14 protein-coding genes and 1 tRNA gene are annotated in these 12,202 nt (G+C 58.5%); 7 read left to right on the plus strand and 8 right to left on the minus strand.

The features are described from left to right. Positions 1-3 precede the first annotated feature (3 nt). The gene (locus QMG40_RS09425) at positions 4-288 is read left to right on the plus strand and encodes a hypothetical protein (RefSeq protein WP_283530776.1); all 285 of its coding nucleotides are present in this window, start codon (positions 4-6) and stop codon (positions 286-288) included. Positions 289-308: 20 nt separating this feature from the next. Here the strand turns inward: QMG40_RS09425 and QMG40_RS09430 are convergent, their stop codons facing one another. After that, complete coding sequence (locus tag QMG40_RS09430; protein WP_283530777.1) at positions 309-551, minus strand: lipoyl domain-containing protein; 243 nt, start codon at positions 549-551, stop codon at positions 309-311. Between the two features lie 101 nt (positions 552-652). Then, a complete protein-coding gene (locus tag QMG40_RS09435) occupies positions 653-796 on the minus strand; it encodes a hypothetical protein (RefSeq protein WP_283530778.1) in 144 nt (47 codons plus the stop codon). 152 nt (positions 797-948) lie between these two features. Here QMG40_RS09435 and QMG40_RS09440 point away from each other — a divergent pair, with 152 nt between their 5' ends. Beyond that, complete coding sequence (locus tag QMG40_RS09440; RefSeq protein WP_283530779.1) at positions 949-2,043, plus strand: VIT1/CCC1 transporter family protein; 1,095 nt, start codon at positions 949-951, stop codon at positions 2,041-2,043. A 90-nt stretch (positions 2,044-2,133) separates the two neighbouring features. Here QMG40_RS09440 and QMG40_RS09445 read toward each other — a convergent pair whose 3' ends face one another. Then, on the minus strand, positions 2,134-3,279 hold the full coding sequence (locus QMG40_RS09445) for an LOG family protein (RefSeq protein WP_283530780.1): 1,146 nt from the start codon (positions 3,277-3,279) through the stop codon (positions 2,134-2,136). A gap of 81 nt (positions 3,280-3,360) precedes the next feature. Between QMG40_RS09445 and QMG40_RS09450 the strand changes: the two genes are divergently transcribed. After that, positions 3,361-3,666 (plus strand): rhodanese-like domain-containing protein, encoded by a 306-nt coding sequence (locus tag QMG40_RS09450; RefSeq protein WP_283530781.1) that lies wholly within the window; start codon positions 3,361-3,363, stop codon positions 3,664-3,666. Between the two features lie 79 nt (positions 3,667-3,745). On the opposite strand, the gene sucD is transcribed toward QMG40_RS09450, so the two are convergent. From sucD to pcrA, 4 genes are all read right to left on the minus strand, one after another. Next, on the minus strand, positions 3,746-4,648 hold the full coding sequence (sucD, locus tag QMG40_RS09455) for a succinate--CoA ligase subunit alpha (RefSeq protein WP_283530782.1): 903 nt from the start codon (positions 4,646-4,648) through the stop codon (positions 3,746-3,748). A gap of 15 nt (positions 4,649-4,663) precedes the next feature. After that, a complete protein-coding gene (gene sucC / locus QMG40_RS09460; protein ID WP_283530783.1) occupies positions 4,664-5,833 on the minus strand; it encodes an ADP-forming succinate--CoA ligase subunit beta in 1,170 nt (389 codons plus the stop codon). A gap of 198 nt (positions 5,834-6,031) precedes the next feature. Beyond that, a complete protein-coding gene (locus QMG40_RS09465; protein WP_283530784.1) occupies positions 6,032-6,763 on the minus strand; it encodes a hypothetical protein in 732 nt (243 codons plus the stop codon). Positions 6,764-6,767: 4 nt separating this feature from the next. Continuing rightward, the gene (gene pcrA / locus QMG40_RS09470; protein WP_283530785.1) at positions 6,768-9,338 is read right to left on the minus strand and encodes a DNA helicase PcrA; all 2,571 of its coding nucleotides are present in this window, start codon (positions 9,336-9,338) and stop codon (positions 6,768-6,770) included. Between pcrA and QMG40_RS09475 the strand changes: the two genes are divergently transcribed. Continuing rightward, on the plus strand, positions 9,337-9,474 hold the full coding sequence (locus QMG40_RS09475; protein ID WP_283530786.1) for a hypothetical protein: 138 nt from the start codon (positions 9,337-9,339) through the stop codon (positions 9,472-9,474). The two genes, pcrA and QMG40_RS09475, sit on opposite strands and share 2 nt — an antisense overlap. A 13-nt stretch (positions 9,475-9,487) precedes the next feature. Here the strand turns inward: QMG40_RS09475 and QMG40_RS09480 are convergent, their stop codons facing one another. Beyond that, entirely contained in the window at positions 9,488-10,351 is an 864-nt protein-coding gene (locus QMG40_RS09480; RefSeq protein WP_283530787.1) for an inositol monophosphatase family protein, read from the minus strand. 32 nt (positions 10,352-10,383) lie between these two features. On the opposite strand from QMG40_RS09480, the gene QMG40_RS09485 reads away from it, so the two are divergent. The 3 genes from QMG40_RS09485 (at position 10,384) to rarD (ending at position 12,193) form a co-directional block, all read left to right on the plus strand. After that, positions 10,384-11,010: a hypothetical protein gene (locus tag QMG40_RS09485; protein WP_283530788.1), complete on the plus strand. Its 627-nt coding sequence runs from the start codon at positions 10,384-10,386 to the stop codon at positions 11,008-11,010. A 62-nt stretch (positions 11,011-11,072) separates the two neighbouring features. Further along, positions 11,073-11,144 (plus strand) — tRNA-Arg (locus tag QMG40_RS09490). Between the two features lie 119 nt (positions 11,145-11,263). Next, on the plus strand, positions 11,264-12,193 hold the full coding sequence (rarD, locus tag QMG40_RS09495; RefSeq protein ID WP_283530789.1) for an EamA family transporter RarD: 930 nt from the start codon (positions 11,264-11,266) through the stop codon (positions 12,191-12,193). Positions 12,194-12,202: the final 9 nt, after the last annotated feature.

The following is a 12,202-nucleotide window of genomic DNA, read 5'->3' on the forward strand; positions in this document are numbered from 1 at the left end:
ACCATGACTGCTACCTCCGTAGTCCCCGCATCACGTCAGCCGCCCACACGCCCTTCCAGCATCTCGGTTCTACCCGCCGTGGACGTTATTCTGGGTTCTGTCACCTTCGCCACGCCCGGCGGCTACCACCGCTATCAGTGTCCCGCCCCAGAAGAGTTGGCCAATGCGCTGGCCCACGCAGTCCGCCCGGCACAGTGGATTCCGGAAATAGGCACCCTGGTGATCACAGTTGCACAGACTCGGGTCAAAGCCGGGCGCCGGATAGGCTTTGGGCTCACAGCACACTAAGCCGCCAGTGACCCATAACGCTAGGGGTTTGGCCATTCAATGCTGACGATGACTGATCCCTGCTGTACTTCATCGCCTTCTGCTACCCGCAGCCGCACCGTGCCAGCGGCGGGCGCGTAAATCTCGGCGTCGATCTTATTGATGGCGATTTCGGCGAGTAATTGTTTTTCAGCAACCATCTCACCATCTGCAACGTGCCAGGTTGCCAGCACACCAGGCTCAGTTGCATCCCCTGTCATCATGGGAAAGAGGACTTCATTCACTTCGCTACCGCCTTTTCGAACCGTGGTCCCGATGCGCGGGGCCCGTTGGCATCACAGCCTATGCGAGTTCACAGCCGAAAGTAATGGCGGGGCGTGCGGAGCTACTTCTTGTTCTTCGCTGCGGTTACTGCTGCTGCCCAGCTCGCGCCCAAGCCGGCACTAATGGTTGATGCCATGACCATCATGCCGGCGTTGGACTTGACCAGCCCGGCGATGAAGAGGGCCACCCTGCAAGCCAGTCCCATGGCGTTGCATCAACTGCACGAAAATACTTTCTATAATTTGTTTCTTGTGGGGGTAACTTCCGGGATCCCGAAACTTTTTCGCTAGGACTACCGGCCGGAAATCAGCCCGGATCCGGGCTACAGTAAGGGCTGACTTTGAGGAGTACGCCCACGTGTCTGAACCTATCCCCACACCAGCGCAGATCAAGCGGTGGCGCCAGTATTTGGCCGATGAGCGCGCTGAGGCTGCCGTCTACCGCGACCTGGCCAAGCGCCGTGACGGTGAAGAAAAGCTGATCCTGCTGGCGCTCGCCACAGCGGAAGGCCGCCACGAGAAACACTGGCTGGACTTACTCGGCGAGCATGTTGGCCCCCCTAGGCGTTCCTCAAATCGCAACCAAGTATTGGGTTTTCTGGCCCGCCGTTTCGGCTCTGTATTTGTGCTTGCCCTAGCGCAGCGTTCGGAATCAAGATCACCCTACGCAAGCGATGCTGACGCCACTGATGCCATGGCAGCCGATGAGTCAATCCATGAAGAAGTAATTCGTGGGCTCTCCGCCAGGGGCCGCACCAGGCTCTCCGGTTCTTTTCGGGCTGCCGTTTTTGGCGCCAATGACGGGCTCGTTAGCAACCTGTCGCTGGTGGTGGGCATGGCGGCCACCGGAGTTGGCAGCCAAGTGGTGCTCTTTAGCGGTATTGCCGGTTTGTTGGCAGGGGCATTGTCCATGGGCGCGGGAGAATTTGTGTCCGTGCGTTCTCAGCGGGAAATGCTTGACGCGTCAGCGCCAACTCAGATCACCCTCACAGCAGCGTCATCGCTTGACCTGGAAAATAATGAACTTGTGCTTGTTTATTTAGCCAGGGGCATGACACGCGAAGCTGCCGAACACCGGGCTGCGGAACGCCTCAGCGAACTAGCCTGTGATTGTGATCCAAGCCTGTCCGCCTCCACCGAAAATGTTGAATCAGCACAGGAACTTCAGACTCTGGGTACGGCCTGGGGCGCGGCAAGTTCAAGTTTCTGCTTCTTTGCGTCAGGCGCTGTCATTCCCATCCTGCCGTTCGTATTCGGCATGACCGGCTTTGGCACCCTTGCCCTCGCCTGTGCTTTGGTGGGGTTGACGCTGCTGGGAACCGGCGCCATTGTGGGCCTACTTTCTGGTGCCTCACCGCTATGGCGCGGAATTCGACAACTAGCCATCGGAATGGGCGCCGCCGCAGCTACATATCTGCTGGGGATCCTCTTCGGTGGCTTAGTAGGCGCGTAGCGGTCCCCCACCCCCACGCTCGCTCACTCCACGTCGTGTTTTGGGCCACGCTCGCTCACTCCAAGTCGTGTTTTGCGCCACGCTCGCTCACTACGTGCGAGTTCGCTTCACCGAATGGGAGTTAACCAGCACTTCACAGGCTTCCTCCACAGACTCCACCACATGAACAAAGCAGTCCATAGCCCGGCCAGCTGCCAATGTCTTCAGAAGCGGCAACACTGGAACCTCCGCCTCCCAGTAGTGACGCCCAACTAACACCATAGGAGTCACTGCCTGCTCGGGAGCATAGTAGTTCTCGCAGGCATCCTGAAAGATCTCCTGCACGGTGCCGGCAGCTCCTGGCAGGAAAACTATTCCGCCACGGGAACGCTCAAGTAAGATCGCCTCGCGTAAGGCGTTGGTGAAATATTTGGCGATCTTCGTGGCGAACATGTTGGGTGGCTCGTGTCCGTAAAACCAGGTGGGGACCCCTAAAGTGTCAGCACCCTCCGGATACTCCTGACACACCCTGTACGCAGCCCGGGCCCACTCGGTGACCGACGGGCGGAAGCCGGGAACGGCTGCCAAGGTGAGAAGGGCACTTTCCAAGGTTCCGGCGTCGTACATGGAAAGATAGGCACCCAGATTAGCCGCCTCCATAGCACCGGGGCCGCCGCCAGTTGCCACAAGAAATCCTGCCTTACTCAGGGCGCGGCCCAGCCACGCCGCTTGGGCATATTGGGCGCTACCTCGCTTCGCCGCGTGGCCGCCCATGACACCCACAACAGGGACCAAGATCTGCCCCAAGAAATCATCAAGTGCGTCAGATATGGCGTGATCATGCATGGCGGTGGCCATCGAGGCATGCAGCCCGGGCGCGCGGCCAGTCTGCAGGGTCCATTGGTAGATGAGAGCATCTGGGACCGTCTCATACTGTGCGTGGGCAATACCTCTAAAGAGCTCCTCGCCCGTGTAAAGGTGCCCGCGGTAGGCGTTGAAAGGGACGTGCGGCAGCGTGGGGAAGATCAATGCACCTTGGCTGCGCAGCAAATCCTCAATGCCCGGATCGAAGCGGCAACCCATGAAAATAGCCCCCGCAGCGCACACAGTTGATAGCTCCACAGCCCGACCACGCAGATCTACGGACTGAACGTGCCAGCCGCGCATCGATTTCACGCCACCATCGATCAGCTGGTCAAATTCTCTCAGGTCTTCAATTTCAATGTCCCTGGCGCGGGGTGCAAGTGGTGAATTCACGCCTTTAGCCTAGTCTTGAAGTGATATTTCTTCTTCAACGCCGGCTCCGTATTGGGGCTGGCACCATTTTCAGGAGCACCCATGCAGGAGATCACCCCGGCCGATATCTTGGCCGCAGACCCGGATGTCCAAATCATCGACGTCCGCGAAGCCTCAGAACTAGCTACGGGAATGATCGAGGATGCTGTCCATATCCCTTCCGGTGAGATTCTCCAGCGAGTGGGGGAACTGGATAAGTCTCGACGCATCATTGCTGTTTGTCACGGAGGAGGACGCAGCGAAAAAGTTGCACAAGCACTGACAGCACGTGGGTACAACGCTGACACCCTTGGCGGTGGAATGACAGGCTGGGAGGCACAGGGCCTGCCAACGGTTCCAGAGCAGTAGCACCACCAAAGGGCAGAAAAAGCGCGGCTACACCACAAGAAATTCGTGATGTAGCCGCGCTTTTAGCGATGCAGAAGACTTACAGTGCCGCGTAAACTTCGCGCAGCAGTGTGGCTGTCTCGGACGGCGTCTTGCCAACCTTGACGCCGGCAGCCTCTAGGGCTTCCTTCTTGGCCTGCGCCGTGCCCGCGGAGCCGGAGACGATGGCGCCGGCGTGGCCCATGGTCTTGCCCTCGGGAGCGGTGAAGCCTGCAACGTAGCCAACAACAGGCTTGGTGACGTGAGCCTTGATGTATTCAGCGGCGCGCTCTTCAGCGTCGCCACCAATTTCACCGATCATGACGATGGCCTTGGTCTCCGGGTCTGCCTCAAATGCAGCCAGGGCGTCAATGTGCGTGGTGCCGATGACGGGGTCGCCACCGATGCCGATCGCTGAGGAGAAGCCCAGATCGCGCAGTTCGTACATCATCTGGTAGGTCAGGGTACCGGACTTGGAAACCAAGCCGATGGGGCCCTTCTGAGTGATGTTGTTTGGCGTGATGCCAACCAGTGCTTCACCGGGAGTGATGATGCCGGGGCAGTTGGGCCCAATGATGCGGGTGATCTGGTTGCCGTTCGCATCAACCTTGGACTGAGCCAATGCCCAGAACTCGGCTGAGTCCTGAACCGGCACGCCTTCGGTGATAACAACAACCAGGGGCACGCCAGCTTCGATGGCTTCAACCACAGCGTCCTTGGTGAATGCCGGGGGCACAAACACGATGGAAACATCTGCGCCGGTCTTGGCGACAGCTTCGGTCACGGTGCCGTAAACGGGCAGTTCAACATCACCGTGGGTAACCGTGGTGCCGGCCTTGCGTGCGTTCACGCCACCAACAACCTGGGTACCAGCCTTGAGCATCAGGGCGGTGTGCTTGGTGCCTTCGCCGCCGGTGATGCCCTGGACGATGACCTTAGAGTCCTTGTTCAAGAAAATAGACATGTGTTTTCTAAACCTCTACTTTGCAGCGTGGGCGAGTTCGGCAGCCTTATCGGCGCCCTCGTCCATCGTGGCGGCCAGGGTGACCAACGGGTGGTTGGCTTCGTTGAGGATGCGGCGGCCCTCTTCAACGTTGTTGCCGTCGAGACGGACTACCAGCGGCTTGTTGGCAGCTGAGCCCAGCTCGGCCAGTGCGCCAACAATGCCCTTGGCAACAGCGTCACAGGCGGTGATTCCACCGAAGACGTTGACGAAAACGCTCTTCACCTGAGGGTCGTTGAGGATGACGTCCAAACCAGCGGCCATGACCTCTGCGGATGCTCCACCGCCAATGTCCAGGAAGTTGGCGGGCTTGACGCCGCCATGCTTTTCGCCAGCGTAGGCAACAACATCCAGCGTGGACATAACCAGGCCGGCACCGTTGCCGATAACTCCAACTTCGCCGTCGAGCTTGACGTAGTTCAAGCCGGCAGCCTTAGCCTTGGCTTCCAAAGGATTTGCAGCGGCTGCATCCTCTAGCTCAGCGTGGTGCGGGTTGCGGAATTCGGCGTTCTCATCGATGGAGACCTTGCCGTCCAGCGCAACGATGTCCCCTGCTCCGGTGAGAACCAGCGGGTTAACTTCAACCAACGTGGCGTCTTCTTTCTTGAAGACGTCCCACAGCTTGATGATGGCTGCCGCAACCTTCGGCGCCAATTCGGCCTTGAAGCCTGCTGCTGCCACAATCTCATCGGCCTTGGCGGCGTCGATGCCCACAGCGGGGTCAACAGCAACGCGAGCCAGGGCTTCCGGACGTTCCACGGCCAAGACCTCGATCTCCACGCCGCCTTCCACCGAGCACATGGCCAGGTAGTTGCGGTTGGCGCGGTCCAACAGAACTGAGAAGTAGAACTCCTCAGCGATGTCGGCACCTTGAGCGATCATGACCGTATTAACGGTGTGACCTTTGATGTCCATGCCAAGAATGGCGGAGGCGTACTCAAACGCTTCGTCAGCGTTTTTAGCAACCTTCACGCCGCCGGCCTTGCCGCGGCCACCGACCTTTACCTGTGCCTTGACGACTGTGACGCCGCCAATTTTCTCGGCTGCTGCCTTTGCTTCTTCAGGGGTGTGCGCCACGATGCCGGCCAACACGGGAACGCCGTGAGCCTCAAACATGTCGCGCGCCTGGTATTCAAACAGGTCCACGGATTTGTGTCCTTCTACGTCGAAGTAGTGATTTTGAGGGGCGTTGACCCCTTTCACACATTACCGCGTAGTTGGTAAAGCACATACTTCACTCATGCGCCACCACCAGAATTGGTTATTCAGCTCACAATGGAGCCCGTTCAGCGCACGACGGCGTGACCCGGCTCGCATACAGGGGCACCGTTCGCTGGGCTCACGTTATTTCATGCTGGAGGCGCTTGTGGTGGGGGTGGGGCTCTGCTCTGTCTTTTTCTCCGGGCTGAACAGTTCATACTTACCGGGGGAAATGAAAAACCCGGTTCCATTGGCCAAGTTTGCGCACGCAACGCCATCATCCATGGGCGCGCAGCGGTACCCTTGCTCATCCATGGCCAGTCCCGGCGCCAGCACCGGGATGCTGCCCATCTCTTGATTCACTGTTCCATCAGCACCAAAGGCGGCTTCAACGGCTGTGACACCTGCTCGGCAACCACCGTAAGTGGCCTTGTCCGGATACAGCACGGCCGTACCACCAAGCAATCCAACGTTGGTTCCGGCGCAGGATTCATGGTCATCCGCGGCTTGTATCTGCGGGTAAGTAACCATTTGGCAGTTCACCACAGGAATTATGGGTGCAGCGTCATTGGCCTTGTCACTAAAGTTGTTTGGTTCCCAGGGTTGATTTAGGTTGCCCGCTTTGGCTGAGGTGAAAACACAGGCGATGTTCCGTGTATCGGTGATGAACTGTGGCAGTTCGGCGGGGGTATCCTCCTCACCTGGCTGGCCAACCGGTGTGGCTTTGAGCCGGTCCAGGTATGTTTGTGCTGCCGTGGAGCTGTGGGTGGCGGTGGGTTCCCCGTTCCCCACAGGCACTGTTATACAGCCAGAGAGTACTAGGGTTGCCGCCACCGCAGTCATCAAGGCAGCAACAATCCGTGCGTGTGCACCCATGGCCCTATCCATCCACCTTGACCACGGGCGCGTAACGCAGCAGCAGGCGTTTTTCGCCAATTTCAAAGCGCACTTTTGCCACCGACTTATCTCCGGCGCCGCTGACTTCTAACACTGTGCCGTTACCAAAGCTTGTGTGATTGACCTTGTCGCCAACGCTGACTGAAACGACTTCTTTTTGCGGCTGTACACGTCCGGCAGCGGTCCTGGCCGAAATACTTGGCGGCAACACTCCTGAATCACGCCCACCAACTGCCGACCCGGCACCCCAGGATGACCCCGAATACCGGCTACTGCCAAAGTTCCCGGCAAGGGGGGCCGCACGTGTGGTGCCTTCACGTTTCCACTGAATAAGTTCGGCCGGAACTTCATCAATAAACTGGCTGGCCGGGTTGTACTGACTTTGACCCCACAAACTACGCATTTCCGAGCGGGTCAGGTAGAGCCGTTTGCGCGCTCGAGTCAGGCCCACGTAAGCCAAACGCCTTTCCTCGGCAAGTTCCTTTGGATCCGTGGCGGAGCGTGCATGGGGGAACAAACCATGTTCCATTCCGGTCAGAAATACCACCGGAAACTCAAGGCCCTTGGCCGTGTGCAGCGTCATCAAGGTCACCACTCCGAGCCGTTTGGCCTCGGCAACAGCCGCTGCGGCCTCGGCTTCGGAGCCGCCAGGAGCGTCAGGAATCTGGTCAGCGTCAGCAACCAAGGAGACCTGCTCGAGGAACTCACCCAGGGTCCCTTCTGGATTTTCCTGCCCAAATTCACGCACGACGGCGAGAAGTTCGGCCAGGTTCTCCACGCGTGACTCATCTTGTGGATCGGTGCTGTTACGCAACGCAACGAGGTAGCCGGTTTGTTCAAGGACCGCCTCAAGCGCGGTGGCGGGGGTGGCTGTTGCCGCCACTTCACCAAGATCCGCCATCATTTTTGCGAAGACGTTCACAGCGTTCAGTGACCGTGAAGCGATGCCGGGGGCTTCCTGCGCCCGTACCAGCGCGGCCGAGAAGGAGATCCGCTCCCGCTCCGCCAGTGCTGCAACAGCGCCTTCTGCACGGTCACCGATCCCCCGCTTGGGTTCGTTGAGAATTCGGCGCAGGTTCACGTCGTCGTCCGGGTTTACCAGCGCGCGAAGATAGGCCAGTGCATCCTTGATCTCCTTACGCTCATAGAAACGAGTTCCGCCCACAACACGGTAGGGCAGCCCAACCCGAACCAGAATGTCCTCAATGGCACGGGACTGCGCGTTGGTGCGGTAGAAGATGGCGACATCGCCTGGACGGACATCGGTTTCGTCCTGGAGCCTGTCGATTTCCTTGGCGATGAATCTGGCTTCCTCATGCTCGGATTCGGCCACGTAGCCGATGATCTTTTCGCCATCACCCTCAGCGGTCCACAACCGTTTTTCCCGGCGGTTGGGGTTGCGGGAGATCACTGCATTGGCGGCGCTGAGAATGTTCTGTGTGGAGCGGTAATTTTGTTCCAACTTGATGGTGTCCGCGCTGGGATAATCCTGCTCAAATTCCACAATGTTGCGGATGTCTGCGCCACGGAATGCATAGATGGACTGATCGGAATCGCCTACAACGGTCAATTCTGCGGGGGCTACGCTGGCTGGATCAGCCATGTCAGCGCCAGCATCTGTTCCCACTATTTCCCGGACAAGTGCATATTGGGCGTGGTTGGTGTCCTGGTACTCGTCAACCAAAACATGCCGGAAACGGCGCCTGTAATAATCCGCCACCCCGGGAAATGCCCGGAACATATACACGGTTTGGGCAATAAGGTCATCAAAGTCCATGGCGTTAGCCTGGCGCAGACGTTGAGTGTACCCCTTATAGACCTCGGCAACGGCGGCGGCGAAGGGTTCGTTGAAATTGGTGTTGAGCGAATTCTCTTCATCATCTATGAGCTCATTTTTCAACGCCGAAATTTTGTGCATGATGGCCTTGGGCGCAAACTTCTTCGGGTCCAGGTCCAGCCCCTTGGACACCAGCGTAATGAGCCGCAAAGAATCGGCGGAGTCGTAGATGGAGAAGTTGGAATTATGTCCAATGGTTTTGGCTTCGCGGCGCAAAATTCGCACACAGGACGAGTGGAACGTTGAAATCCACATACTTTTGGCCGCATCACCAATGAGCGCCTCGATGCGCTCACGCATCTCCGCAGCAGCCTTGTTCGTGAAAGTGATCGCCAGAATTTGGCCAGGATGCGCCTGCCCGGTAGCTAACAGGTAGGCGATCCGGTGGCTGAGGACCCGGGTTTTGCCCGAGCCGGCACCCGCCACAATCAGCAGCGGGGCACCAGTATGCACAACGGCCGCTTCCTGCTGCGGGTTCATCCCCTCCAGTAATTCAGCGGGATCCGGCCAGCGCCGGGCCGAGCTGATCCCCTGCTCTCTGGCAGATGCTCGCAATTGCTGATCTTGGCCATCGGCAAGAACGGGGCTCTCGCCACTAAATTCGGGCGCGTCAGCCCCGGGATCGTCCTGGTCAAAGGCCTGCCACGCAGGCAGTCCGGCTCCCGGGCTGAGCTTTGGTTTGGACTTTTCGGGGTAAGGGTCAAACAACATATCCATGGTGCCATCCAGTGTAGTTCGCCCCACTGACAAAGCCCGACAGGGTCCCGCACCGCCCGTTGAGGTTGGAGATAATGACGTCCGTGAGGAACGAGCGGACGTCATTATCTCCAACCTCAACGGGCAAATCGGGTAAGACTGGTCCGTATTTAGGCGGGCAGCACGCCGAGTTCAAGGGCCACTTTGAGCTGCGCCACAGCACCGGAGGGTCCGGCAACGTACCAGTGAAGACCATTGACGTGCACGACGGCGGTGTCCCCGCCCGCCGCTTCAACGATCCCTTTGCCTGGCAGCCAGTCCCATGACGGGCAACTGTGTTGAAACCACACGCCCAATTCGCCCTGCGCCACCCGCGCCAGATCGCAGGAGCCGGACCCCAGCATGCGCAGGGTGGCCGGCAGTTGCGCTGCGCTCTTCCACGGCACAGACGCACGGGGCTCGGCAAGCCAGCCAGGATGGATGTAGCTTCCGGCAGAAAGCTCACCCAGCTCTTGACGGGTATCAACATGAATTGGTTGGCCGTTCAGCGTGGCGGGCTGGGTGGTTCCGCCCAGCCACAGTTTGTCCTCGTCCAGCTGGTAGACGGCTCCCAGGAGTACCTCAGCGGTGGTGAGCCTATCCGTCGTCGTGCCTAAAGTAGATATCCCTAAATCAGGGGAAGGCCCAGTCAACGCCAAGGCTGCGCACCAATAAGTGGAGCCGCTGGCAAAGTTGTAGGTGCCATCCACGGGGTCGATCACCCAGCAGCGTCCTGAGGTGCCGCGATAGCCGGCACCTTCTTCACCCAGGATGGAATCACCCGGCCGGGCTTGTCGCAATTCTTCGAAGATGTACTTTTCAGCGGCAAGATCCGCGGCTGTCACAAAGTCCGCTGTATTTGTTTTTACCTGGCTACCGGCGTTCAAGGCGCCAAGGCCCTGGGCACGGATCAACTGGGCCACTTCGCCGGCATGGCGCAGCAGCTTCGCCGCCAATTCGCTGTCACTGGGCGCGGAGCCCTTATCTATTGCCATGGGACCAGCCTAATCTGCGCGATAATGGTTCCATGGCTAAAACTCCCGCGCAGCGTGCCGCAAAACATGGCAAGGCTGCAACGCCGCCCAGCACTCCCGTTGTCAATGCAAGCACCGAACGTTCCCCACAGAAGGCCCAAGGCAATGCGAACCTCATTCTCATTGCCGGTTCTGTGGCCAGCCTGTTCCTGTTCTGGTATTTTCATCTGCTGACACTAAACCAAATGAGCGATCTGGCTGGGGGTTTGGCCATGCCTGATTCCATGGTTTTCGGCTTTAATGTGAGCCACGTTGAGGCCTTGCGTGCCGCGATGAATTCCGATGCCTTAGGCCAGCTCCAGTTTGTCCACAAGACCGCTGGAATGTTGTTTCCGTTGGTGTTTGGTTTGGTTGCTATGACCATGATCGCCATGAATGTTGCCAAAAAATCTCTGCGTCGGGTGCTGTGGACGCTCCCGATTCTGTTTGCAGTGGTTCAATTGTGGGCCAATATTGTCATCGATAACATGCTTGGTGCCGAAGTGTTGGAAGCCGGTTCCGTCTCACTGGCTTCTGCACTTGTGGTAGCTAGTTGGACGTTTTTAGTGCTGACACTGGCCGGAATAGGCGTGGCCCTGTTTATGGGCCGCAAACCAAAACCCGCTGCTGTGCGCCAATAGCGCGCCTGCCTCCTGGCACCCATTTTTTCCTTGCCTGCCAGTTCCGCTAAGCTGGTTGACGCGCCTCTGTAGTCCAATGGATAAGACAGCCCTCTCCTAAAGGGCAGATCCGGGTTCGATCCCCGGCGGGGGCACTTTTCATGCCCGCATTTAGCAGGTGGGCTAAGCTACATGCACTCCCACGTCCGCGGTTGCCGTTTCTTTGGCATACGCGAGCTGGCATTCTTCAGTTATGAACAGTAAGGATGGGCCAATGACTTCAAGTACGGGCCCGGTTCCACCCGCTGCCAGTTCCCCGCACAGCACGGTTGGCCGCGGAGTGCTCGTTTCCTTGATCGCTTCAGTGCTTTTCGCCGTCATTTTCCTGCTGGCCGGTCTGCTGCCTGGTTGGGGTGCGGAGGAGATCTTTGGTTGGCGGGTAGTCCTGACGCTGCTCACGCTCTCTTGTATTCTCCCGTTTCTTGCATGGTGGCGGGCCGAGGTCACAGCATTGGCGATGCGCCTACGACGCCGGCCAACTCTTCTTTTGTTAGGGGTACTGGCGGCCGGGTTAGTGGGCGTTCAGCTGTGGCTGTTCATGTGGGCGCCCCTGAACAACATGGCGCTGTCAGTGTCCTTTGGCTATTTTCTGTTGCCACTGACCATGGTGTTGGCCGGTCGGTTATTTTTTGCGGAAAGACTGAGCCCGCTGCGAAAGTTCGCTGTTGGCGCTGCGGCGTTGGGCGTGGCTCATGAAGCCTTCTCTGCAGGCGGATTGACCTGGCCCACTCTTATTGTGTGCCTGGGCTATCCGGTCTATTTCGTGTTACGGCGTAAGGCTGGCTTCGACAATTTGGCAGCTTTTTTTGGCGAACTCATTGTTCTGCTGCCGTTGGGCATCTACTTCATTATTGCGGGGCCACACGGGCTGGGCGCCGGCTCCACTTTGAGCACTGACGGGCTCTGGGCGGCTTGGTCAATCGGTGTGCTGGGCGGACTTGCCATGGCTGTGTATTTGTTAGCCAGTAAATGGCTGCCGCTATCCCTGTTTGGGCTCCTGAGCTATGTGGAACCAGTGCTGCTGGTGGGGGTTTCAGTCCTCTTGGGAGAAATTTTGGGCTGGTCTGCCCTTCTGACATATGGCCCGATCCTGCTGGCATTGTTATTCCTTGGCCTGGACAGCCGCCGCGGCGCACCGCGGTAGAGCTCTCAG

This window comes from Arthrobacter antibioticus, assembly GCF_030063205.1.
Taxonomy (GTDB): Bacteria; Actinomycetota; Actinomycetes; order Actinomycetales; family Micrococcaceae; genus Specibacter.